The sequence below is a fragment of the Sulfitobacter sp. 1A10359 genome (assembly GCF_043558145.1).
Taxonomy (GTDB): domain Bacteria; phylum Pseudomonadota; class Alphaproteobacteria; order Rhodobacterales; family Rhodobacteraceae; genus Sulfitobacter; species Sulfitobacter faviae.
In genome coordinates this window covers 610,864-634,335 of record NZ_JBIFGB010000001.1, presented here as the reverse complement: position 1 = coordinate 634,335, position 23,472 = coordinate 610,864, and the positions used below count along the sequence as shown (strand labels likewise).

Sequence of the window (23,472 nt, the reverse complement as noted above, 5' to 3'; positions counted from 1 at the left end):
GTCCTTTCGGCTATCTTGGCGCCGTCTGGCCTATTTGCCGCAGGGTATCTAGGACCAGCGCGGCAGGGTCAAGGTTCACCGCCAGCCCGTGACGGGCGCGGTCGGATATCTGCTGCGCCGCGTCGGCCCATGCGCGCCCCTGTGCGGGGTTGGGCGAAAGGCGTTGCAGCACGGCGATCTCATCGGCGCAGGCGGGCTGGGCGGGCGGCGCACCGGTGGCTCCGGTGCGGGCCAGACGCACCAGCAGCAGGTCCAGCAGAGTAAAGAGCAGGTCGAGTTTCGCCTCCCCCCCGCGCTGTGCTGCGGCTTCGGCCAGTTTGATGGCGCGGCCCCGGTCAAGTTGCGGCAGCGAAGAGATCAGCCCGACGAGATCGGCATAGGTTTTGACCCCACCCATCAGCGACAGGCGCAGCGCCCCGCCGACCGACCCGCCAGAAAGCTCGGCCAGTGCGGCGGGATCGTCCTCGACTTCCATGCCTGAGCCGTCCAGCGCCTTGGCCATCTGGCCCGCGTCGAGCGTGCCGAGGCGTAGAGTGCGGCAGCGCGAGCGGATGGTGGGCAAAAGGCTGGAGGGCTGGTGGCTGAGCAGCAGCAGGACGGCGCGCTCTGGCGGCTCCTCCAGCATTTTGAGCAGCGCGTTGGCGGCATTGGGGTTCATCTCATCCGCGTCGTCGATGATGACCACGCGGCGGCCCCCATCGGCGGCGGACATCTGAAAAAAGCCGTTCAGCGCGCGGATGTCATCGACGACGATTTGCTTGCGCATCTTCTTGGTGTCGGGGTTCAGTGTGCGGGTGACGGATTTCAGCCCCGCTTCGGCCCCGGCGGCGACGCGGCGGGCGACCGGGTGCTCGGGGTCGATCTCAAGCGTCTCGGCCGGGGGCAGGTCGAACATCCCGCCATCGGGGTCGGGGGTCGCCAAAAGGAACCGCGCGATGCGCCATGCCAGCGTCGCCTTGCCCACACCGCGCGGGCCGGTCAGCATCCATGCGTGATGCAATTTGCCGCTGTTAAAAGCGTCGAGAAAGGCAGCCTCGGCGGCGCTTTGGCCGATCAGTTTCGGCGTGTCGCGCGGGTGGCGGGCACCTTCCACACGGTCTGGCTGGGGAGCGTCGTCTGTCATGGCCTCGGTCTAGCATGTTTCGCCGCAGAGGGAAGCGGGCAGGGCGCGTGGATCAGCCCAAACGCGCGGTGACGGTCGCGGTCACGTCGCGGGCCACGCTGTCGATGTCGCGGCCCCCGTCGATCACATGGAAGCGGTCGCAGAATTCCTCGGCGAGGCTCAGAAAGCCCCCACGCATCTTGGCTTGAAGTTCCACGCCGAAATCCTCGAACCGCTCCTCTGCCGTCTGGCGCGAGAGGGCGCGTTCAAGGCCATGGGCCGGATCCATGTCGATCAAGAGGGTCAGGTCAGGCTCGACGCCGATCATCAGCGCGTGCAGGTCGTCGACCATCTGACGCAGATCGCCGCGCGAAAGGCCCTGATACATCCGCGTGCTATCGGCGAAACGGTCGCAGATCACGACCTTTCCGGCGTCGAGCGCGGGGCGAATGGTGCGTTCAAGATGATCGCGGCGGGCGGCGGTGAAGAGCAGGATTTCCGTCTGCGCCGACCAGCGGTCGGGGTCACCCTGCAAGACAAGCGCACGAATTTCCTCGGCCCCCGGGCTGCCGCCCGGTTCGCGGGTCAGTACCACGTCATGGCCCTGTGCCGTCAGATGATCCGCCAAAAGCCGCGCTTGGGTGGACTTGCCAGAGCCATCAATGCCTTCGAAAGTGACGAAGAGGCCCGGCGCGCGGGCCTTCTCTGCGCTGGTCACGAAGTTTCCGCTTCCACGGTGGGGGCTGCCTGCGGCCCGGCGTTGAGGCGGTTCATCAGATGCAGGGCGGCGGCGGTCATCTTGACCATGAAACCGCCCGGCGCGATGGAGGCGGAGGCCACCAGCGGCACGCGCATCGCGGGCAATTCGCCGCGGTCGACCACCAGTTCGCCCAATTCGTCCCCCTTGCTGATCGGCGCTTGGAAAGGGCCGGTGTAGATCACCTCGGCCTCGATCTCATCCCCGCCGGTGACAGGCACCAGCATCGACAGATCGTCCTTCAGCTCAAGCCCGACCGATTGGGTCGTGCCAAGGGCCACGGGGGCTTCGGCGATGCGGGTGCCCGCTTCGCCCAGATCGCGCTGCGTGAACTGACGGAAGGCCCAGTTGACCACCGATTCAGCCTCCTGCGCGCGGGCGGCGGCACTGTCGAGACCCGAGAGCACAAAGATCACCCGGCGGTCGCCCTGTTTGGCCGAGCCGACCAACCCATAGCCCGCCTCATTGGTATGGCCGGTTTTCAGGCCATCCGCGCCGATGCCAAGCCCCAAAAGCGGGTTGCGGTTGGTCTTGTTCTGCGGCGCGCGGCCATCAAAGGCGAACTCCCGTTCGGCGAAAAGCGGGTAGAACTGCGGGAAATCGGTGATGATCCGGTTGGCCAGCAGCCCCAGATCGCGAACCGACATCAGATGCCCCGCCTGCGGCCAGCCGTTGGAATTGGCGAAGGTGGAATTGGTCATCCCCATCTGCTGCGCGCGCTGTGTCATCAGCCGGGCAAAGCCGTATTCGGTGCCATCGGGGCTCAGCGCTTCGGCAATCACAGCGCTGGCGTCATTGCCCGACAGCACGATGATCCCGCGGATCAGGTCTTCGACCGAGACACGGTCGGTCGTGTCGAGGAACATGGTCGAGCCGCCATAGGACATCGCGTGCTCCGAGACGGGCAGTTTCTCGACCAAATCGAGCCCGCCGTTCTGCTTGCCACGCTCCACGGCCTCGAAGGCCATGTAAAGTGTCATTAGCTTGGACATGGAGGCGGGCGGCAGCGGCTCATCCGCGTTCTTGGCCAGCAGCACGGTGCCTGTGGTCTGGTCCAACACATAGGCGGCGGTGGCACGGGTATCGAAAGCGGCGGCAGGCTGGAGCGTCAGCACCAGCGCCACGGCGGCGGCAAAAAGGCGGATCATAGGAAGCATTTCCTCCGGTTTGTCAGTTCGACACGGCGTAGGCGTCGGTAAAGCCCTCGGCCTTGACCTTCTTGAGAAGGGTATCGAGTTCGGATTTGCTGGTGGCGGGGCCGATCACCACGCGCCAGAAGGGTTTGTTATTGATCGCGCTTTGCTTGACGGTGGGCACCATGCCCGCGCCGCGCATCTGTTTGGCGGTGCGAGTGGCATTGGCCTCCACGCTGAAAATGCCCAGTTGCACGTAGGGTTTGGACAGTTTCGCACCAGCCGCAGGGCGCGCCGGTTTCGGGGCCGCAGGGGCGGGCGGTTTGGTCGCCGGTTTGGCGGTGGCAGTGGCAGCGGTGCTGGCCGTCGGCGCAGGGGCCAGCGCCGTGGCCGTCACGGGGGCAGGGCTGGCAAGAGTGGCTGCAGCGTCACCGCTGTTCTCGGCCTCAAAGCTCTCTTCCGGGGCGGCGCTTTCCTCGCGGCGCAGGGCGGTCACGTTCAGCGGCGTCGGAGCGCCCGCCAGAATGCCAAGCGCGGCGGCGGCATCCGAAGATATTTGCAGTTTGGGTCCGGGCAATTCACGCTCACGCCGGAACAGGGCACCGATAACGAATTTCCCGTTTGCCTCATTGCGCACGATGACGCGTTCAGGTTCGGTGACGTCCGGATGCGCCACCCAGACCCCGCCGAGCGAGGGGCGCCCGTCCCAAAGACCCTCATCCGTGGCTGAGAAAACCTCAGGCGCTTCGACATCACGTTCCACCAATTTGGTCGAGGTGCTGCGCGGCGCGCTGGCGCCTTCGTTTGCACCGAAGGGGAGTTTGAAATCGCCACCCTCGCAACCGGCCAGCAAACCAACTGTCAGAATGCCCACGCCCAAGCCCGCCGCGCGGCTTTTCTTGATGCGCAACGGTTGATTGTCCCTGCTCATGCCTTTGATGTCCTTGCCTGCTGTCGTCGCGCGCCGCGACCCATGTCCCGCGAGAATGTCGCGCCGTTGGATCGGCACGCCCTGCGCCCCTCTGAAAGGGGCTTTGGCGCAGAGTAACCCGACCGGGCGGCGCTTGAAAAGACCGCGCAGGGCAGATCGGCGAATTTCCCCAAAGGGGTGCGGGGGCTGGCCGCGAAAATGTGCGTTTGCCGAATCGATCCCGGCGCTCTAGGAGGAGCGTGCTGCGGAGGAGTGGCAGAGTGGTCGAATGCACCGGTCTTGAAAACCGGCGTGCGTGAGAGCGTACCGTGGGTTCGAATCCCACCTCCTCCGCCACCATGCATTCCTATTTGATTTGAATGGGCCGCGTTCGGCGACCTGTTGCCGTGGTTGCGGAGAAATATAGCTGCCTATCGTTTCTCTTGTGTTTCTTTCGGACGCGTCTGAATCCTTCCATTGACTGGTACGGAATGTGGAATTTTGTGAATAGCCCTGCCTGTCTCTCAGACAAAGCTGTATTTGAGCGGCAAGCCGATGCGGCTTTTCTCTATCACTGAGTTAAGCTTTTGAAGGTGAAAGCGGTAACCGATCTGCCTTGGAACGGTTTTCAAGAAGCCAATCACGGAACCGCAGCGCTGCAGGGGATGAAGCCTTCAAGCGCGGCAGGATAAGATGATAAGCATATGATGTTTCGAAATCTCGGCAGAAAGGACTAACCAACGCACCGCTTTCCAACTCCTCCTGCACTAGCCACGAGGCGAAAAGAGATACCCCTAAACCATTGATGGTCGAGCTGAGCTGAAAATGACGATCTTCAAGCATCATTTGCGGCTGGCTATGGACCATCTTCATTCCGTTCAAGTCGAACCATTCTTCCCACATTCCAGTATCGTCTACATGCAATAAGGTGCAGCCTGTCACATCTTTTGGTTCGGTGATCGGATGTTTTGCAAGATACTCGGGGCTGCAGACCAATGCCATCCTTTCGGGCCAAAGAGGGTGGACTTCAAAGCCATTCCAGTCGCCCTTTCCCCATTGAATGCCGATGTCCGCAAAGCTCCCGGGCTCGGGCATATAGGCATAGTTATTGTTGTGGTTGTGCATGGATAGGCGCACGTCAGGATATTGTTCGATCAAGTCACCCAACTCTGACGACAACCAGCGGCTAGAGAACATCGGCAAGAGCGCGATACGGATCGCGCCCGCTCGTATCGATAACTGATCGAGCCCAGTTTGGATCATCTCAAGCCCCCGCCCAACATGCTGCGCAAGCTCGACGCCCTCGTCCGTGAGGGTCAGCCCTTGGCCGGTGCGGTGGAAGAGCTGGTAGCCAAGATCCGATTCCAATTTTTTAATGTGATAGCTCACTGAGCTTTGGCTGATGTTCAAGAGTTGCGCGGCGCGGGTGACATTCCGAGTCTCGGCGGTGAGGCTAAACACCTGTACAGAATTGATATTCCTGATCGGTTTCACGGTGCCAAACTCCTCCGAAGTCTTCGCCCTCTCGAAATCTAACCATCTAAAAATTAGATATCCAAGCGGAATCTTTGAATTTGATTTGCGCCATGGGCCGTCGCTACGCTTCTCGAACCGCAGGAGGAGCGGGGAGGGGAATATATTATGGCGACACCTGTTTTGAGGGTCGAATCTCTGTGCAAGTCGTTTGGCGGCGTGCATGCGATCCGAGACCTGTCCTTTGATGTGAACGAGGCGCAGATCCTCGGTTTGATTGGACCGAACGGTTCCGGAAAATCGACCACTGTGAATAGTCTGGCGGGGTTGTTCCCAATCACATCCGGCGCAATTAGCTTGGCCGGCGCCAAGATCGATAATCTGCCTGAATATGATCGTGTGGCGAAAGGCCTGTCGCGGACCTTTCAGACAGCCAGTACATTCACGGAATTCACGGTACGTGACCATGTCGTGCTGGGCTGCAACGTTACGCGCACCTCGCATCCGCTGGCGTCTGTATTCGGCATGGGCCGGAAATCCAGCGAGGAAGAGGAACTGGCCGCGCGTGTCGACCGGATCCTCGAGATCACCGACCTCGCGCCGGTACAGGATCACCGCGTGGGCACCATTAGTTCGGCCCAACAACGCTTCCTGATGATCGCAACGGCACTGGCTTCAAATCCGAAAGTGATCTTGCTGGATGAACCCGCCGCCGGGCTGGTCTCGCATGAGCGCAAGACCTTAAGCGACCTGATCAAGAAGATCCGCGATCTGGGGACCTCTGTCCTGGTGATTGAACACCACATGGCGCTGATCATGGAGGTCTGCGATCGGATCGTTGTGCTCAACTTTGGCCAAAAGGTCGCCGAAGGCACGCCTGAGGAAATCCGCAACAATCCAGTCGTCATTGACGCATATCTCGGCGAGGCGGCCTGACATGTTGAACGTATCCAACCTGCGCGTCAGCTATGGCGCGATCGAAGTCATCCACGGCATCGACTTGCAGGTCAATCAGGGCGAATGCGTCGCGCTGATTGGCGCGAATGGCGCGGGCAAGTCTTCTACGCTCAAGGCGATCTGCGGGCTGGTTCCGGCTACTGCAGGAACCATTGAGTTCGAGGGCCAAGATATCACCAACCAAAGCGGCCACTCCATCGTCAAAGCGGGGATCACCATGTGCCCCGAAGGGCGTCAGATCTTTCCGCAAATGACAACGCTGCAGAACCTCAGGATGGGAGCCTATCCGCGTAAGGATGCAGAGCAGGCATCCGATGTTGAAGAGATGATGGACATGTTTCCTATCCTGCGCGACCGCGCCAGCCAGGCGGCGGGCACGTTGTCGGGGGGTGAGCAGGAGATGTTGGCCATTGGCCGGGCGCTTATGGCGCGGCCCAAGCTCTGCATCTTTGATGAGCCATCGTTAGGGCTCGCCCCGAAAATCGTCGCGGAGGTGGGGGAGACCATCGCGAGAGTCAAAGAGATGGGGAAAACCATCCTACTGGTCGAGCAGAACTCGGCCATGGCGCTGCGGCTTGCCGACCGGGCCTATCTTTTCGAAGCCGGAGAGATCGTGCTGAGCGGTACGGGCGCGGAGCTGCAATCACATCCGGATGTCGCAAAGGCGTATCTGGGCCACTGATACCAACGTTTCTGGGAGGAGACAGAACATGAGACTGACAGCAATAACAGCTGCAATGGTCATGACGGCGGGTGCCGCATGGCCCGAGGAAAAGACGCTCGACATCGGGGTTAGCGATGCGCTGACCGGGGGCGGGGCCGTTTACGGACTGCCGCAGACCAATGCGGTGAAACTTGCCGCGAAAGAGATTAACGCCAGTGGCGGGATCAAGGTGGGCGAAGACACCTACATGCTCAACGTCATCGCCTATGACGATAAGGCCAACCCGACCGAGGCCTCCAACGCCGTACGCAAACTGATCGACCGAGATGGCGTTAAGTATATTCTTGGTTTCTGCTGCTCGGGCGCGACCGGGGCTGTGGCATCTTTCATCGAATATGAAGATGCGGTGATGCTCGTGGGCAATGCGGCTGAGCGGTCGATCACGACCCGCGAAATCCCGAACCTCACACGCACGCGTCCACCAGCAGATTATACTGGTGCGGCGGCTGGTACCTTCGTCGCCGAAAAGGGCCACAAGCGGGTTGCCGTCTTGGGCGCGCTGGATGTGGGGTTCTACGCCAGCTACGTCGACGCCTTTGAAAAGGAGTTGGAAAAAGCGGGCGGAGAGATCGTGAGCCGGGAGGCATTTGGTCTGAAAGACCGCGACATGTCTCCGCAGTTGACCAAAATCCGCGGCCAAGAGCCTGACGCGATCCTTGTCGTCGGCTATGTGGAGCCAGCAGCCTTTATCTACCGTCAGGCAGTCGAGCTTGGCATCGACGTGCCGCGCTATGGTTTCACCTCCGGTAGCGAAGAGCAGTTTACCCGTGTGGCCACTTCGGAGCAGATGGAAGGCGTTTGGGACCTGCGCCCGACAGAGTTGACGCTGCTTTCGGCATCTGAAAACGGCAAGGCCTACCACGCCAACTATACCGAAGAGTACGGCATCGCGCCTTCACCAAGCTCACCTTATTCCTATGACCAAACCTATGCTTTGAAGGACGCCATCGAGGCGGCCGGGACCGTAGACGACACTGAGGCTGTGGCTGAGGCGCTGCGCGAGATTGCGGTGCCGGATGAGGTCGTCATGCAATACCTGCCTGTCGATGACAAAATGTTCGATGAAAACGGGCAGGCCTATACCTCCAATGGCGCTTTCCAGTGGCAGGGCGGCAATTGGGTCTTCGTACAAGACCTGCCGTCTGACGCCGCCGCGTATTCAGCATTCCTGAGCACGTTGGACGACTGATCCCTCCCCGGGCGGGGCGCGGGCAGGTTTCCTGCGCCCCATTCTTCTATCTTCTTTAATTCGCAGGGTGCGGCATGGTTGAGGTACTTCAACAGATTATTAACGGCATCGCCATCGGGGGTGTCTATGTGCTGATCGCACTGGGGCTGACCACGGTTTTCGGAATCCTCGGCATCGCGCATTTTGCCCATGGATCGGTCTCTATGTTCGGGGGCTATCTTACGTTCTTTTTCGTCACCAGTTGGGGCATACCCTTGCTACTGGCGATCCTGATTGCGCTTTTGGTCGGGCTTGCCCTTGGCGTATTGATCGAACTTCTGGCCTATCGCCCGGTACGAGATGCCAATCACATCAACGCCTTTATCGTGGCGCTTGGCCTGACCATGATGGTTGAGGGGATCAATCTCGAACTCTTTGGGCATGAGCAAGTCGTCCTCCCGACCGACTTCTCCCGCGTCTTCAACATCGGCGGTGTCACCATTCCTGAGCTGCGGCTTTACGTGATCCTTGCCGCCGCGCTTTTGATCGCCGCAATGACAGTGTTTGTCGAACGCACCAAAACGGGCCAAGCGATCCGCGCCGTGGCCGAGAACCGCGACGCCGCGATCCTTATGGGGGTCAACGTCAAGACGATCCCGCTGGTGGTCTTTGCGATCTCGACAGCGCTTGGTGTCTGCGCCGGGGTCATGGTCGGGTCGCTTTTTGCGATCGCGCCGGGCATTGGCGAGGGCTTGGTCGTCAAGGGGTTTGCCGTGCTCATCTTGGGCGGTCTGGGGTCGATCCCCGGCGCCGTGGTGGGAGGGCTCGTGCTTGGCATCACCGAAGCGCTCGCCGCCGGTTTCATTTCATCCGCTTATAAGGACGTGATCGCATTCGTGGTGATGATCGGCGTTCTGTTGTTCCGGCCTCAGGGCCTGATGGGGAAAGCATAATGGCTCGTAATCGTACCTTCATCCTTTATGGGCTAGCACTGGTTGGCTTTGTATTGTTGCCGCAGCTCATCTCTGTGAAATACTATATCCACCTGAGCGTGCTAGCCTTGATCTGGGTCATCGCAGCGCAAGGGCAGAACTTGATCCAAGGCTACACCGGCTATGTTTCCATCGTGCAGGCTGGCTTCATGGGGATTGGGGCTTATTCGACGGCGCTGATGGGCATGCACTTTGATCTGCCAGTCTGGCTGACGATCATCCTCGCGCCCTTTGTGACTGCCTTCTTCGCGCTGCTGACAGGTTACCCCAGCCTTCGGGTCAAAGGGCACTACTTCGCCATCGTTACGCTGGCGTTCAACATGGTGATTTTCATCGTCCTGATGAACTTCCACGAGCTTACCCAAGGCGAGGCCGGCATCACCGGCATCCCGAAGCCCGGTGGCAAGGATGCACTGTTCAATTGGCGCGACCGGGAGACGTATTACTACTTCGTACTGATCATCGCGGCATTGATGACGGGGTTGGCGGCATTGATCGTGCGGTCGCGTATCGGGCAAATCCTCGTGGCGATCCGCCAGAACGAAGACCTCGTCGGCGCGGTTGGTATCGCGGCTTGGAAATACAAGCTCTTTGCCTTCGTGACCTCCGCGATGTTCGCGGGCCTCGCCGGTGCGATCTACGCCCACTACCAAAGCTTCATCAATCCTGAGATCTTCGGCATTGCGCAGTCGCTTGATGCGATCCTCGCGGTCATCATCGGCGGATCGGGCACCATTGCCGGGCCAATCATCGGCGCGTTCTTCGTGGTCTTCCTGCCTGAATACCTGCGCTTTGCCGATAGTTTCAGGCTGATCCTCTACGGGCTGGTGCTGGTACTGGCGACGATCTTCATGCCGCGTGGCATTGCCGGTATCGCCCGCGACCTGATGGAAAAACGTCGGGGCCAGACATGAGCCAAGCTTTTCTGGATCAGGTCACGTACTTCGCCAAGGGACGTATTGCCGCGGAGGCGGCAGCATGGTCCATCGGCGCCGCGCCGGAGCCCGCGCTTTACCATGAGGCCGCCGCTTTGGGGCTTCTGGGTATTGAGGTGCCAGAAGAAATGGGAGGCAGGGGCTTCGGCTTTGCCACCCGCGCGGCAGCTTTGGAGGTGTTGGCCGGAGCAGATTTCGGTTTCGCGATGTCTCTGGTCAATACGCACAACATTGCCCTCAGGCTCTGTGAAGTAGGACAGGATGCCGCCGCACAATATCTGCCCGACCTGCTTTCTGGCCGGATGCACGCCTGCACCGCTTTGACCGAACCCGGCACCGGCAGCGATTTTGCTGCCATTCGCACCACCGCGCGGCAGGTTGCGGGCGGCTGGGAGCTCGATGGGGAAAAAGCATGGATTATCAACGGGCGGCAGGCGGGGCTTTCGATCGTTTATGCGCAATGCGCAGAGGTGGGCGACAGCGATGGCATCGCAGCCTTCCTCGTTGATCTGAATGCGCCGGGTGTCACCCGTTATGCCATCGACAGTGCCTTTTCGCAGACCAGTCTGGGCACCGGCGGGTTTTACCTTTCGGGGGTTAAACTCCCACATGAAGCCATGCTTGCTGCACCCGGCACAGCTTTCAAAGCGATCCTGCAAGAGATCAATGCCGCGCGGACCTATGTTGCCGCAATGTGCAACGGCATGGTGCAAGCAGCACTGGATAGTGCTGCGGCCTATGGCGCTGAGCGTTGCAGCTTCGGTAAACCGCTGAATGCCATTCCACGCTGGCAGACAGAGTTCGAGGCCGCGCGAACCACCTTGATGCAGGCCCGTCACGCTACGGAGCAGGCTGTCGACAAGGTGTCACAATGCGCGGATGCGCAACTTGCGGCTGCTGAGGCTAAGATCAGTTCGGTCTCCTGTGCGCAGACCCAACTGCCAAGACTCCTGCAACTGATGGGGGCCGAAGGCTTGCGCCCGGAGCACCCCTTTACCCGCCACATCGCCGCCGCACAGATGGCGGGCTTCACCGATGGGGCAACAAATATCCTCAAAGACAGGGTGGCGCGTTTGACCGCCCGGAAGGAGAGCTGAACCATGCGTGTATTCCAGATTGAAGGCGACTGGGGATTCGACAACCTCACGCTGACAGAGTGCGACGAGCCAAGCTGCGGACCGGGAAAGGTCATTGTCGAGATGCGGATGGCGTCGCTCAACTCACGCGATCTGATCGTGCCCGAACGGGGCTATGGCCGAGCGACGGGTGAACTGCCCTTGATCCCTGTGTCCGACGGTGTGGGTGAAGTTGTCGAAGTAGGGCCGGGTGTGACCCGGGTTGCCGTCGGGGACCGTGTCTGCCCGACCTATTTCCAAAATTGGACCGCGGGCGCGCCGAGCCCTGAACGCTTTGCGTCAGCCTTGGGGGGGCCGCTGGACGGGGTTATGGCCGACCGCATCTGTCTATCTGCGGAAGGGGTGGTCAAGGTTCCTGACTACCTGACCGACGCCGAAGCGGCGACGCTGCCCTGCGCCGCGCTCACGGCATGGAGCGCGGTCGTCACCCACGGCCAAACCCGCGCCGGGGACAAATTGCTGGTCCAAGGCACCGGCAGTGTCGCGCTCTTCGCCTTGGCCTTTGCCAAGATGCAGGGGGCGCATGTCACTGTGATTTCCTCCAGCGATGACAAACTCGCGAAAGTCACTGAAATGGGCGCAGACGCGACAATCAATTACCGCAGCGAAGAAGATTGGGCTCGTGCCAGCCGACCCATCACCGCCGACTGCGGCGGCTATGACAATATTATCGAGTTAGGCGGCGCGAAAACATTGCCTCTGTCTCTGAAGGCCGTGCGGCCGGGCGGGACGTTGTCCATGATTGGGGTGCTTTCGGGGCTTAACATCGACGCCTCGCTGGGTCCGATTGTCGCCCGGCAGGTCCGCCTCCAAGGCGTCACCGTGGGCCATCGAGACGGGTTTGAGGCGATGCTGCGCGCCATGGCTCAGCATAACATGCGGCCTGTTCTGGGCGAGACCTTCAAGTTCGATCAGCTGAAAGAGGCACTAACGCATCTGCGCGCCGGCGGCCACTTTGGCAAAACCCTCATCGAGTTCTAACATGTCCGACATTGATACTTCTTGGCAGCCTCGCCACCATCCGGCGGACAAGGCAGCCTTTGTCATGGCCGCCACCGGCGAAAGTGTCAGCTTTGCTGCGCTCGAAGCCCGGGCCAATCAAGGCGCGCATTTGTTGCGCGCTATGGGCATCGAAACGGGTGCGCATATTGCCATTCTGATGGAGAACCGTCGCGAAATGCTGGAGGTCTGTTTCGCGGCAGATCGTGCCGGCGTGTACTACACGACCATCAGTACCCATCTGGGGCCGGAAGAGATCGCTTATATCCTTAAGGATTGCGATGCTCAGCTGCTAATTACAAGCGATCGGTTCGCGGGAATAATCGCAAAACTACAGACGGATTTTGGCAAAGCCCTCGCTGTGCGCGTCGTAGGCGGGGGGGCGGAAGGATTGCCAAGTTGGGATCATGGCGTCGCGGATCGGCCAACCACGCCAATCCCAGACGAGGCACAAGGGCTTGATATGCTCTATTCCTCAGGTACGACGGGGCGGCCAAAAGGTATTAAATGGCCGTTGGAACCCGCGCCGCTTGGAACGCGCACGATGCTGGTCAATCTGCTAGCCGATCTTTTCGGCTACGGGCCGGATACCCGATACCTGTCCACGGCGCCGCTTTACCATGCAGCCCCATTACGACACTCGATGGTCACGATAAAATCGGGTGGTACTGCGGTTGTCATGGACCGCTTTGACGCCGAAGAGGCGCTAAGGCTTATTGAAGAACATCGCATTACCCACAGCCAATGGGTGCCGACCATGTTCGTGCGCCTGTTGAAACTACCTCAGGAGGTACGTGAGAAATACAACCTTTCCTCCATGCAAATGGCTGTGCATGCCGCAGCGCCCTGTCCGATTGAGGTCAAGCATGAGATGCTGGAGTGGTGGGGGGATATTATCCACGAGTATTATGCTGGTACGGAGAATAATGGTTTCACCGCGATAACAAGCGGTGAGTGGCGGGGGCATCCCGGTTCAGTGGGCCGGGCCAAACTGGGGGTCATCCATATCTGCGGCGAGACCGGAGAAGAGCTTCCAGTTGGCCAAGAAGGAGAGATTTTTTTCGAGAATGGCCATCAGTTCGCTTATCATAAAGACCCGGAAAAAACCCGGCGTGCCACAAATGAAAAAGGCTGGACAACCCTCGGGGATATCGGTCGGGTCGACGCGGAAGGTTATCTTTACCTGACAGATCGCAAATCTTTCATGATCATTTCGGGCGGAGTGAACGTTTATCCGCAAGAGACTGAAGATACGCTGCTAAACCATCCGGCCGTGCTCGACGCAGCCGTTATCGGCATTCCACATGAGGATTTTGGTGAAGCCGTTCATGCTGTCGTGCAGTTGCTGCCAGATGTCGACGCTTCAGATGAACTGCGTGACGCCTTGTTTGAATTTTGCCGAACAAAGCTGTCTTCGATCAAATGCCCACGGAGTATCGAGTTCCGCAAGAGGTTGCCCCGGACAGAGACGGGAAAGCTGCACAAGAGGCTCCTAAGGGATGAGTATTTGGCGCCAAGGTGAATGATCAGACCAAAGGGTCGAATGGCGCTATATCGCGCCCGGCTAGCGGATACAGAACGGCCTCCTTAGAGAGTATCGACGGAGGGATGCGGGGTGAATTGCTTGATGAGACCATGTTTGAACGCCGGCATTCGGCGTTGTGTGTTCTGACCTCGGTCTATTACGCGCGAACCCTGACTATTGCAGTCACTCGCTCCTCTGCGAAAAATGGAAGCGCCGCACGATGGGCGATCGCTCAAGCGGCGGCATCTATTGTAAAGACGAAACGGGCTTTGGGTGCGGCTGGGTGAAAATTCGATAACAGGTCACGCCTCCAATAGAGCCCGAATTGGTTTGCGCGTTTGCTTCGAACCATCAACTTAACCAATCGCCTGTTCTAACGCCGCGCGCTCAAAACCACAGGCCAGAAAATACAACAGCCAGCCCACCTGCGCAAAGTGCGAGCGTCGGCACGGGCCGTCGCGCTCCGATCAAACCGTATGAAAGCAGGGTCAGCCCCAATGCGACACGACCAGCCGCCAAGAGAGCTGCCAATGGGGCGTCCGATAGGCTTAGCATATCCGGGTTCGCGACCATGCCCAGTGGGATGATGTAAAGCCCAATGCCAAGCGCCATCGCTGTCAGAGCGACCTTCAACCAATTCTCGCCAATCATTCCCGCGGCGATAAAAACAGCGCCGCAGACCGGGGGCGTGATTGTCGAGAGAAGCGCGAACCAAAAGACAAAGAGATGCGCTTGAAGCGGCGAAAGACCCAGTTCAATGAGCGCAGGACCGGCGACGGAGACGCAAATCACATAGGCCGCCGTGGTGGGCACTTCCATGCCCAAAATGAGGCAAGCAAGCGCCGTGAGCAGCAGGGACGGCCAAAGAAGCCCCCCAGACCCCGCCAGAATGAGAGAGGTGATTTTCACGCCAAGCCCGGTGATCGACAGCACACCGATGATGATTGAGGCGCAAAGGATGATGGAGGCGATCAGGGCAACCTGCCGCGCGGCATTGAGAACTGCACTTGCCATTCGCGTGGCGATCTGGCGCGGCTCGAAAGTGAGCTTTGCGTTGAAGAACAAGAGCAGCGCCGCTGCGAGGATCGCCATAGCCGCCGCATATTCCGGCGTGAACTGCGCGACGAACATCCCCCATAGCAGGACCGAGAAGGGGACGAGAAAAAAGAGCGATGTGACAACCACGTCGCGCAATGCAGGGCGATCCGCTTCTGCGATCCCTTTGAGGGCGAAGCGCTGCGCGTAGGCGTTGATGCCAACCCAGACCGCCACGAAGTAAAGCACGGCCGGAAGCGCGGCGGCAGCCATGATGCCGGTGTAGGGCACGCCGGTCAGCTCGACCATCACGAAAGCGCCTGCGCCCATCAGGGGCGGCATGATTTGCCCGCCTGAGGAGGCCACGGCCTCGACCGCGGCGGCGAGGCGTTTGGGGTAGCCAAGCTTGGTCATCGCGGGCAGGGTGATCGCGCCGGTGGAAGCGACATTTGCGGAGGCCGAGCCGGAGATCGACCCAAAGAGCGCCGACGACAAAACAGACACCTTTGCCGCGCCGCCTTTCAGCCGCCCCGCGGCGGCGGCGGCGACATTCATGAAACCTTGCCCCGCTTCGCCAGCGTTCAGAACTGCGCCGAAGATGACAAAGATCGCCACGACAGAGACCGAGACACCGGTGAGCGTTCCCCAGATGCCGCCCTCGGCAATGGTCAGTGTTCCGAAATAGCTTTCGATCGGCGTGCCGGAATGGCCGAACTCGCCGGGAATATGCTGCCCGAACAGGCCATAGAGCAGGGCGAGTGCCGCAACCAGTGGCAAGGGCCAACCGATCACGCGCCGCGCCGTTTCCAGCACTACCAAGAGGAGCGTAACCGCCACGGCAAGCTGGAAGTTGCTTTCGATGAACCCGTATTGATCGCCAAGCGCATCGCAGTTGAAGGCCACCCAAAGCGCTGCGGCGATGCCCAATGCGGCCAAGAAGCTGCCAGTGATCCGCCGCAGCGGTGTCTGCGCGTCAAAGACCAAAGCGAAGGGCAGAATGAAGGCCATATGCAGCGGCCTGCTGATCAAGTTCGGCACCAGACCCGAAAACACCAGAGCCAAGTGATAGCTAACGAGCGCGATGGCCAGCGCGATCCAGAAACTCGCCGCCAATCGGCTTTCGGGGAGGTTTGTCATCTATGGGGGTCCGGCTTTGGCTGGGCAAGCGCGGCGCGGAAAACCCGCGCCGCGCGTCTTGTTATTGCGAGGTTTCTGTCGCGATCCCGGCTTCTTCGTAATAGCGCAGCGCGCCGGGGTGGAGTTCAGTGGTGATATTGGCCATCAACTCAGGCGTGACATTGCCCCACCAAGGCGATGTATCGGCCATCTTGGCCTTGTTTTCCCAATAGGTCTTGGTCAGCTGATAGGCCGTTTCATCGTCCATCTTGGTTGTCGTGAAGGCGACGACGGGCAGGGATGTTGTGGTCACATCCTGTTCTTGGCCCGCATAGGTGCCCGCCGGAATGACAATGCGGGTCCGTTTGGATTGGGTGATCTGCTCGTCTGACAACGGGACCACGGTCACGGGGGTGGAAGCGGCGGCTTCGACGACATTTGGCGCCGGGAAGGAACCCGCGGTGACAAAGCCGTCAATCTGCCCGTTTTTCAAAGCGGCCACGGCATTGCTCAATTCCGCATCCGCGATCTCGACACTGTCTGCCAGCCCGAACATATCCAGATACTTCGCGCCTTCGGTCGCGCCGAAAGACCCTTTGCCCAGCAGGATGCTCTTGCCTTCCAGATCCGCAAGCGCGGTGGCGCCGCTGTCCTGAGACATCACGAAATGCATGGTCAGCGATGGGATCGGGAAAAGCGCGCGAATCTCATCAAAAGCAGGTGCGGTCTTGCCTTCAAACATAGCCTTGCCGTTTTGGGCCAGACCAACGAGGGAGGGCGGGGTGGTAAAGACATAGTCGGCCCCGCGCGCGCGGACTTCCATGACGTTCTGAACCGATCCTTGGCTCTCTTCCACGGTAACCGAGATGTCTCCGCCGCTGCCCGCTTTCATAGCCTCGGCAAGCTCCACGCCCATTTGATAGTAGGACGAGCCCGATTTGGCCGACTTATAGGTCACTCTGGTTTCGGCGCTTGCGGCGCCCCCGACAAGCCCCAGGGCCAATGCCGCGCAAATAGTTTGTCTCAACGCATTCATGGTTTTTCCTCCTCCAAGCGCAAGGCGAACGATCTCCCGGCGAAACAGGTGCGGGACTGCCTTTGGGTGACTTTGTGGCAGCACACTACGACATTGTCGAGAATGGGGTTTCGCTGTTGGGTGGCTCTTACGGACCAATACGGCGGGCCGCTTCGGTCTTGCGAGGTCGAAGATATGGGAAGATGGCAGAGGCGGCAGGTTCGCTGCGCCCCGCAACCAGTTCTGCGATGCGCGGATTGCAGGCCATAGAGGGCGAAAGATATCGACGCTTGAGTTGCGAAGAAGCTCAATTGTCTGCGCTCCTTCGCCAAGGTCGAAGCCCGATCAAAGGTCCATCCCCTTACCACTCGGGCAAGGCACAGTGCGTCAGCTATCGCCCTTCAGAGGGTCGTGGCCCCAATTCATCAGCGAATAGCGCCATTTCGAGTCTTTAACGTCATCCTTCGGCCCGCCTTGGGAGAGATGCCGTTTGATATAGCCGACGACGGTCGCCATGTGATCCCACTGATCGTCGGTCAGATCGTCCTTGTTGGCGCGTTTGATCTTGACGATCCGGCGGCCGGACTTGTGCCCGGTGCTTTCACCGCTTCCGCTGTCGCCCACGGACTTGGACTCCTCGGTCTCCAGCCAGTCCTCAAGCTCCGCCGGTGCCATGTTGACCAGATCGCGCCACTCGTCCCAGATTTCGTCCTTCGATTTCGATGAAGACATTTTCTTTCCCAATCCATTATTGGGAAGAAACCGGCCCGCGCGCGCTTTGTTCCGATCGGCCACAGCGGTCTGCCATGGTCGGCGGGACGCGCGCCAATCTGTCTGCCGTCAGCTTGTCAGTGTCCGAACGGCCCGCGCCTCGGGCGGGCCGGATAAAGCTCAGGAAGCTTGCGAATAGCGCATGCCCTCCGGCACCTCCTGGTCCAGCATCGATGCGATCATGCGGGTCAGGGCGCGACCTTCGGGCAGGATGTCGAGGCGCGTTCCGGACAAGCGCACGAATGGCGTGTAGCGGGTCGCGATGGCCTTTAACTCGGGCGCGAGATCGAAGGCCCCCGCGCCGAAGGTTTCTGCCAAGGCGTTCAGATCAAGAGTGAAGTCGCACATCAGACATTCGATCGCCCGCGCGGTCAGGCGCTCAGCGTCGTTCAAAGCGTAGCCGCGCGTTCCGGGCAAGTCGCCAGCGGCGATGTGCGCGGTATAGGCCGCCGTCGCGGGGGCGTTCTGTACGTAGCCCCCCGGAAAACGCGAGATTGACGAGGCGCCGAGGCCGATCAGGGTTTGGCAATTGTCATCGGTGTAGCCTTGGAAATTCCGGCGCAGGCGGCGGTTGTTCTTTGCTTGGGTCAGCCCATCCTGCGGCGTGGCGAAATGATCAATGCCGATTGCCTCCATGCCCGACGCGGCGAAGCGTGCCGCGGCCCTCTCAGCGAAGTGATAGCGTGCGACGGCGTCTGGCAGTGTCGCCTCGCGGATGAGTTTCTGCCGTTTCGCGACCCATGGCACATGCGCATAGCCGAAAAGCGCCACGCGATCCGGGGCAAGGGACAGGGTCTTGTCGATCGTATCCTCCAGCCGCGCCATGGTCTGATGAGGCAGGCCGTAAACCAAGTCAGCATTGAGCGAGGTGACCCCTTCGGCGCGCAACTGACCGACACAGCGGCGCGTGACCTCGAAGGACTGGAGGCGCCCGATGGCCTGCTGCACCTCAGGGTCGAAATCCTGAATGCCGATAGAGGCCCGTGTGAGGCCCGCGGCGCGCAGGGCGGCGATTTTGGCGGGGTCAATCTGGGTGGGGTCGATCTCGACGGAGAACTCGAAATCCTCGGTCGGGGTGAAGATCTGATGAAGGGCGCGGTTCAGGCGTTCGATGAGGGTAGGCGGTAGGATGGTCGGTGTCCCGCCACCCCAATGCATCCGCCCCATCCGCATGCCCGCAGGCATCGCGGCGCGCAGAAGCTCAAGCTCGGCCTCAAGAGCTTCGATATAGCGCTCGACAGGGCTGAGCGTCTTGGTGCCCTGCGTGTGGCAGGCGCAGAAATAGCACAGGCGCTCGCAAAAGGGGATGTGAACATAGGCCGAGACCGGCGCGCCGGGGTCCAACGCGCCAAGCGCTGAGCGCTGAAACGCGGCGCCGACCGCGGGGGTGAAAGCCGCCGCGGTGGGATAGGAGGTGTAGCGCGGCACGCGCGCGTCGAAGAGGCCGAGAGCCTCGAGCATCTGTATCTGTTCCATGGCACCGGTTTAGGGGGGTGCCGTTCTGCGGTCTTTGCGCTGGATCAATTCGGACGCAAAGATTGCGCATTGCCGTCGGTTGGGTGATCGTCGGCGGCTTGGGCTTTGCTACGGTTTTCACGCTCTTTCTGACACCGATCCTCTACCGCGGTATCGCCGTCTTGGGTGCCGCCCCCGGCGGGGCAGCGCAGCGGCTGAGTGCGGAAGCGGAGGGGGCGGTATAGGCCGTCGCGGGATTGATGCACGCCGCGCCTGCGGTTTCCCGGAACTGCACGAAGGACAACAGGATGACGAGGGCAGCAGCGCGCTATTCCCGCGGCGCGCGCCACAGGTTGGAATAGCAAACGTGCCGGCAACCTATGCAAGCAGCGCATTTCTCCTGCCCTTTTCGATCTCTACTCCGGGCGGGTCGGACTCCCATCTTGGACTTGAGATTGGAGACATCATGCACACCGCCGTTCCAGAACCTCTTTCCGTTCCCCTCCCGCTTCTAAAGCAGACCCTATGCGAACATTACCAAAGACTTAGCCCCGCTTCGCGCGAGCTCAGGTTCATGGGCCAACTTAACGATGATGCCTTGCTGCGCGTGGTGCGGGGGTCCAACCTCGACCTGACGCTCGGCGTCGAATGCGATGATGCTTTGCGTGCGATACTGGAGCTTCATTGCATTGACAGCACCCATGCGGAGATCGGGCTTTCGGTTGAAGACGCCTATCAAGGGCGCGGCTATGGCCGGAGGCTCTTCCATCGCGGTCTGGCCGAAGCGCGCGCGCGAAATATTGAGACGGTGGATGTGAACTTCTTACGCAGCAATATCGCGATCAAAAAACTCTGCATCGAAGAAGGGGGAGAGATACGTTGCCGCGGGGGCGAATGTGTCGCGCAGCTGTCGTTGAACTGAGCAAGAAATTCGAGGCGGGCATGCGTAATCTTCCGGCGGCCAATTTTCACGTTTTAGCTTTTAGGGGATGGTGAACCCGCGCCCGACGGTGTCGGTTTCATCGATTAACCATTTCACATAGCCGATAACTTTGGCTGTGACCGGATATCCTTGGACGCTGGGGCGCGGATCACCATGCCGTGCCGCATACGAGCATCACGCTGACCATGGGGTTTCAAGGCACCTAAAACCGCCGTGCCGTCCAGCGGGCGAGCGCTTCGACCGCGGACCAGAGCAGCAGCGACAGCGCCGCGAGCACGATCAGGGCCGCGAACATGAGCGCGGTTTGGCCGCGGCCATTGGCCATCAGCATCAGATGCCCCAGACCGCGGGATGAGCCGACCCATTCGCCAATCAGCACCGCGAGGGGGCCGTAGACCACCGCAAGACGCAGGCCCGAGATCAGGCCCGGCACGGCATGGGGCAGGCGCAGCAGCAGTGTTTCGTGCCAGCGGTTGGCTCCTGAGAGATGCGCCAGATCGCGCAGGCCCGGGGGCAGCGCCATCAGCCGGTCGAAGAGGGCCGAGGCGATGGGAAAATAGGTGACCAGCGCGATGGTCACGATCTTGGAGGGCATCCCGTAGCCGAGCCAAAGGGTGATGACCGGGGCGAGGGCGAAGACAGGCACGGCCTGAGCCACCACCAGCATCGGGCGCAGCAGCCAGCGCGCGCGGCGCGAGAGGGTCAGCAACAGCGCGGTCTCAATGCCGAGGAAAATGCCTAAGCTTAGGCCCAGCGCAAGATTGCCCGCCGACCACAGCGCATTCTGCCAGAGCAGCGCGGCATTCCCGCCCAGCGCTTGCAAGACAAGCCAAGGTCCCGGCAGGATGAAACGCGGCACGCCGCTGAGGGTGACAACAAGCTGCCATATCGCGACGGCGAGGGCGAAGCAGACCATGCCACGCCATAATTTATGCAACGTAGATACCATCAGGCGATCTGCGCGGGTGAGGCCAGCCCCATGCGGCGCAGCAGATCGGCTTGGGCGGCGAGGGTCTCGAGGGCGTCGATCCGGCGGGGTGGCGGCGTTTTGGGCAGGGGGCAGGGGGCGGCCCCATGGCGGCTCACGATCCAAGCGTGATCGGCGAGCCTCAGGGCCTCCGCCGGGTCATGGGTGATCAACACGACGGTTCGCCCGCAAAGCAGCCGCGCCGCTAGATCCTGCATTTTAAGGCGGGTCACCACATCGAGGGCCGAGAACGGTTCGTCCAGCAGGACCACGGGGCGGTCTTCGTAAAGCGTGCGGGCAAGGGTGACGCGCTGGCGCTGACCGGCGGAAAGCTGGGCAGGTTTGCGGCGCAGCTCCGCGCGAAGCCCGACCTCGGCCAAAAGTGCTGCGGCGCGGGCAGGGTCCGCCCGTTCTCCGCGCAGCCGGGCGGGGATGGTGACATTCTCAACCGCATTCGCCCAAGGCAGCAGTTGATCGTCCTGCGCCATCATCGCAACACGGGGGGCGAGGGGACGGTCGTCATCCGTAGCAATACGGCCCTCCAGCCGGGCCACAGTGGGCAGACCCGCAAGCAGACGCAGCAGCGAGGTTTTTCCCACACCCGAGGGGCCGAGCAAGACGTTCCATTGCCCGGCCTTGAGGATAAGATCGAAATGGTCGATCAAGAGGCCCGCAGCGCCGTGGAGCGCGCCCGATAGATGCACCGTAGGGGCGGTCATGTTGCTGCGGGCGACAGGGCCATGTCCCAAAAGCCAACCTCAAGGGCGGTGGCCGTGTTGAAACGCTCTTGCAAGGTCTTGGCTCGGGGCAGGGTTTGCCAGCTTGCGCCCAGACGCCGCTCTAGCCCCCCGTCGATCAGCGCGCCGACATCGCGGCACAGTGCTTGATACTCTTCACCCCCATAAACCGCGCACCAATCGGCATAGGGGCCGTCATTGCCCCGCAGGGCCAACCCAATCTCACCATAGCCCAGAACGCAGGGGGCGAGGGCGGCCATCAGGTCAAGGAAATCCCCGGAATAGCCCGCCTCCAAAACATAGCGTGTATAGGCGAGGTTGCCGGGGGCCTCTGCCGTGGCCTCAAGCGTGGCGCGGCCGATGCCATGGCCTGCGCAGGTTTCCACATGGAGGGGCATCTCCACATGCACGAGCGCATGGACCGTGGCACTCGCAGCGGCCATTTCATCCAGCGTTTCCGCCTTGGCCGCGGCAAGCGCCCAAGCGCGGGCGAAGTGAATCAGGAAAACATAGTCCTGCCGCAGGTAATGCAGATAGCTGGCCTGTGGCAGACTGCCGTTGCCCAACTGTTCGACAAAGTCATGGCGGGTATAGGCCCGCCAAGTCTCTCCGGCGCCACTGCGCCATGCTGCGAAGGCCTTGCCGTAATCGGGCGCCGTCATGGTTTCGCCTGCGCCGTGACGTCGACCACCAGATCGGCGGCGGGGATCACGGTTTCCACCACGCCGCTTTCCTGCATGAAGGTCTCGAACCGGTCATAGCGCCCGTGGTCCACCGCGGCGGGGCGGGTGGCGAAGCGCGGCCATGTGTCTTCCCATGCGCGGGTGTTCAGCTCGTTGCGCAGCTCGGCGTCGGAGGCAAAGAAGACCTCTCCGCTGGCGGCCGGATCATTCACGATATCGGCGGCGGCCCGTTCGGTGGCACGCAGGAAGCGGGCGATCATGTCGCGGTCCATCTCTTCGGCATGGGCGACGTAGATCAACTCGTCATAGGCGGGCACGCCCTCGGCTTCGGGGTAGAAGCAACGGCCCTCATAGCCTTCGATTTGCATCTGGTTCAGCTCGAAATTGCGGAATGCGCCGATTACTCCGTCGACTTGTCCCGACATTAGCGCGGGCGAGATCGACCAGCCGATGTTGATTTGCTCGACCTCGGCAGGCGCCACGCCATTGTGGCTCAGCATCGCATCCAGCAGCATCTCTTGCACGCCCGCCACGGCGAAACCCACCTTTCTGCCCTTCAGGTCCGCCATCTCCTGCACCGGCCCATCGGCTCGGACGACGAGGCAGGTGAGCGGGGTTTCGACCAGCGTGCCCACACGGCGCAGGTCCAACCCCTCGCGCTGGGCGAGATGCAGTTCCGGCTGGTAAGAGACTGCCAGATCGACCCGGCCCGCCGCCACCATGCGCGGCGGCTCATTCGGGTCGGCGGGGGAGACGAGTTCGACTTCCAGCCCCGCATCGGTGAAATAGCCCTTCTCCTGCGCTAGAATGATCGGCCCGTGATCGGGGTTCACGAACCAGTCGAGCATGACGGTCATTTTGTCTTGGGCCACGGCGGGGGCGGCGATCAGCGTAAGGGCAAGGGGTGCGAGTATGTTTTTCACGGAATGGCTCCAATAG

23 protein-coding genes and 1 tRNA gene are annotated in these 23,472 nt (G+C 61.0%); 11 read left to right on the top strand and 13 right to left on the bottom strand.

The genetic code is table 11. The annotated features are described in order from the left end of the window. Positions 1 to 10: 10 nt before the first annotated feature. Genes ACGYK2_RS03135 through ACGYK2_RS03120 form a run of 4 tightly spaced genes read right to left on the bottom strand, consistent with a single transcriptional unit; the run spans position 11 to position 3,923 of the window. Positions 11 to 1,123 carry a DNA polymerase III subunit delta' gene (locus ACGYK2_RS03135; protein ID WP_271689692.1) on the bottom strand — a complete coding sequence of 371 codons (1,113 nt, stop codon included), beginning with the start codon at positions 1,121 to 1,123 and terminating at the stop codon, positions 11 to 13. 52 nt (positions 1,124 to 1,175) lie between these two features. Beyond that, on the bottom strand, positions 1,176 to 1,820 hold the full coding sequence (gene tmk, locus ACGYK2_RS03130; RefSeq protein WP_271689693.1) for a dTMP kinase: 645 nt from the start codon (positions 1,818 to 1,820) through the stop codon (positions 1,176 to 1,178). After that, positions 1,817 to 3,007 carry a D-alanyl-D-alanine carboxypeptidase family protein gene (locus tag ACGYK2_RS03125; RefSeq protein WP_168613135.1) on the bottom strand — a complete coding sequence of 397 codons (1,191 nt, stop codon included), beginning with the start codon at positions 3,005 to 3,007 and terminating at the stop codon, positions 1,817 to 1,819. Before ACGYK2_RS03125 ends, tmk begins: the two co-directional genes overlap by 4 nt. A gap of 22 nt (positions 3,008 to 3,029) precedes the next feature. Further along, the gene (locus ACGYK2_RS03120; RefSeq protein ID WP_271689694.1) at positions 3,030 to 3,923 is read right to left on the bottom strand and encodes an SPOR domain-containing protein; all 894 of its coding nucleotides are present in this window, start codon (positions 3,921 to 3,923) and stop codon (positions 3,030 to 3,032) included. A 246-nt stretch (positions 3,924 to 4,169) separates the two neighbouring features. On the opposite strand from ACGYK2_RS03120, the gene ACGYK2_RS03115 reads away from it, so the two are divergent. Next, positions 4,170 to 4,259 (top strand) — tRNA-Ser (locus ACGYK2_RS03115). A 222-nt stretch (positions 4,260 to 4,481) separates the two neighbouring features. Here the strand turns inward: ACGYK2_RS03115 and ACGYK2_RS03110 are convergent. Then, positions 4,482 to 5,396, bottom strand: coding sequence for a LysR family transcriptional regulator (locus ACGYK2_RS03110; protein ID WP_271689778.1), 915 nt, complete (start codon positions 5,394 to 5,396; stop codon positions 4,482 to 4,484). A gap of 147 nt (positions 5,397 to 5,543) precedes the next feature. Here ACGYK2_RS03110 and ACGYK2_RS03105 point away from each other — a divergent pair, with 147 nt between their 5' ends. The 8 genes from ACGYK2_RS03105 to ACGYK2_RS03070 all read left to right on the top strand — a co-directional run bounded on the left by ACGYK2_RS03105 (position 5,544) and on the right by ACGYK2_RS03070 (position 13,808). Then, entirely contained in the window at positions 5,544 to 6,311 is a 768-nt protein-coding gene (locus tag ACGYK2_RS03105) for an ABC transporter ATP-binding protein (RefSeq protein ID WP_271689779.1), read from the top strand. 1 nt (position 6,312) lies between these two features. After that, positions 6,313 to 7,014, top strand: coding sequence for an ABC transporter ATP-binding protein (locus ACGYK2_RS03100; protein WP_271689780.1), 702 nt, complete (start codon positions 6,313 to 6,315; stop codon positions 7,012 to 7,014). 28 nt (positions 7,015 to 7,042) lie between these two features. Next, positions 7,043 to 8,245: an ABC transporter substrate-binding protein gene (locus tag ACGYK2_RS03095; protein ID WP_271689781.1), complete on the top strand. Its 1,203-nt coding sequence runs from the start codon at positions 7,043 to 7,045 to the stop codon at positions 8,243 to 8,245. Between the two features lie 74 nt (positions 8,246 to 8,319). Beyond that, positions 8,320 to 9,177: a branched-chain amino acid ABC transporter permease gene (locus ACGYK2_RS03090; RefSeq protein WP_271689782.1), complete on the top strand. Its 858-nt coding sequence runs from the start codon at positions 8,320 to 8,322 to the stop codon at positions 9,175 to 9,177. Further along, positions 9,177 to 10,130, top strand: a complete 954-nt coding sequence (locus ACGYK2_RS03085; RefSeq protein ID WP_271689783.1) for a branched-chain amino acid ABC transporter permease — start codon at positions 9,177 to 9,179, stop codon at positions 10,128 to 10,130. The genes ACGYK2_RS03090 and ACGYK2_RS03085 overlap by 1 nt, the downstream gene beginning before the upstream one ends. Then, positions 10,127 to 11,248, top strand: coding sequence for an acyl-CoA dehydrogenase family protein (locus ACGYK2_RS03080; protein WP_271689784.1), 1,122 nt, complete (start codon positions 10,127 to 10,129; stop codon positions 11,246 to 11,248). Before ACGYK2_RS03085 ends, ACGYK2_RS03080 begins: the two co-directional genes overlap by 4 nt. A 3-nt stretch (positions 11,249 to 11,251) precedes the next feature. Continuing rightward, complete coding sequence (locus ACGYK2_RS03075) at positions 11,252 to 12,268, top strand: NAD(P)-dependent alcohol dehydrogenase (RefSeq protein ID WP_271689785.1); 1,017 nt, start codon at positions 11,252 to 11,254, stop codon at positions 12,266 to 12,268. A gap of 1 nt (position 12,269) precedes the next feature. Further along, positions 12,270 to 13,808, top strand: coding sequence for an acyl-CoA synthetase (locus ACGYK2_RS03070; RefSeq protein WP_271689787.1), 1,539 nt, complete (start codon positions 12,270 to 12,272; stop codon positions 13,806 to 13,808). Positions 13,809 to 14,198: 390 nt separating this feature from the next. On the opposite strand, the gene ACGYK2_RS03065 is transcribed toward ACGYK2_RS03070, so the two are convergent. The 4 genes from ACGYK2_RS03065 to hemN form a co-directional block, all read right to left on the bottom strand. After that, the gene (locus ACGYK2_RS03065; RefSeq protein WP_276154425.1) at positions 14,199 to 15,983 is read right to left on the bottom strand and encodes a TRAP transporter fused permease subunit; all 1,785 of its coding nucleotides are present in this window, start codon (positions 15,981 to 15,983) and stop codon (positions 14,199 to 14,201) included. 61 nt (positions 15,984 to 16,044) lie between these two features. Next, on the bottom strand, positions 16,045 to 16,998 hold the full coding sequence (locus tag ACGYK2_RS03060; RefSeq protein WP_271689789.1) for a TAXI family TRAP transporter solute-binding subunit: 954 nt from the start codon (positions 16,996 to 16,998) through the stop codon (positions 16,045 to 16,047). A 366-nt stretch (positions 16,999 to 17,364) separates the two neighbouring features. Next, entirely contained in the window at positions 17,365 to 17,709 is a 345-nt protein-coding gene (locus ACGYK2_RS03055; RefSeq protein ID WP_271689790.1) for a DUF3140 domain-containing protein, read from the bottom strand. Positions 17,710 to 17,868: 159 nt separating this feature from the next. Further along, on the bottom strand, positions 17,869 to 19,224 hold the full coding sequence (gene hemN, locus ACGYK2_RS03050; protein WP_271689791.1) for an oxygen-independent coproporphyrinogen III oxidase: 1,356 nt from the start codon (positions 19,222 to 19,224) through the stop codon (positions 17,869 to 17,871). A gap of 62 nt (positions 19,225 to 19,286) precedes the next feature. Between hemN and ACGYK2_RS03045 the strand changes: the two genes are divergently transcribed. Together ACGYK2_RS03045 and ACGYK2_RS03040 are read left to right on the top strand one after the other, a co-directional pair. Next, positions 19,287 to 19,448, top strand: coding sequence for a hypothetical protein (locus ACGYK2_RS03045; protein WP_271689792.1), 162 nt, complete (start codon positions 19,287 to 19,289; stop codon positions 19,446 to 19,448). Positions 19,449 to 19,669: 221 nt separating this feature from the next. Beyond that, entirely contained in the window at positions 19,670 to 20,125 is a 456-nt protein-coding gene (locus tag ACGYK2_RS03040) for a GNAT family N-acetyltransferase (RefSeq protein WP_271689793.1), read from the top strand. 223 nt (positions 20,126 to 20,348) lie between these two features. Here the strand turns inward: ACGYK2_RS03040 and ACGYK2_RS03035 are convergent, their stop codons facing one another. The 4 genes from ACGYK2_RS03035 to ACGYK2_RS03020 are packed head-to-tail and all read right to left on the bottom strand — an operon-like array spanning position 20,349 to position 23,456. Next, complete coding sequence (locus tag ACGYK2_RS03035; protein WP_276154422.1) at positions 20,349 to 21,095, bottom strand: ABC transporter permease; 747 nt, start codon at positions 21,093 to 21,095, stop codon at positions 20,349 to 20,351. After that, on the bottom strand, positions 21,095 to 21,832 hold the full coding sequence (locus ACGYK2_RS03030; protein WP_271689794.1) for an ABC transporter ATP-binding protein: 738 nt from the start codon (positions 21,830 to 21,832) through the stop codon (positions 21,095 to 21,097). Before ACGYK2_RS03030 ends, ACGYK2_RS03035 begins: the two co-directional genes overlap by 1 nt. After that, positions 21,829 to 22,512, bottom strand: a complete 684-nt coding sequence (locus ACGYK2_RS03025) for a TenA family protein (protein ID WP_271689795.1) — start codon at positions 22,510 to 22,512, stop codon at positions 21,829 to 21,831. Before ACGYK2_RS03025 ends, ACGYK2_RS03030 begins: the two co-directional genes overlap by 4 nt. Continuing rightward, positions 22,509 to 23,456: an ABC transporter substrate-binding protein gene (locus ACGYK2_RS03020; RefSeq protein ID WP_271689796.1), complete on the bottom strand. Its 948-nt coding sequence runs from the start codon at positions 23,454 to 23,456 to the stop codon at positions 22,509 to 22,511. Before ACGYK2_RS03020 ends, ACGYK2_RS03025 begins: the two co-directional genes overlap by 4 nt. Between the last annotated feature and the right edge of the window lie 16 nt (positions 23,457 to 23,472).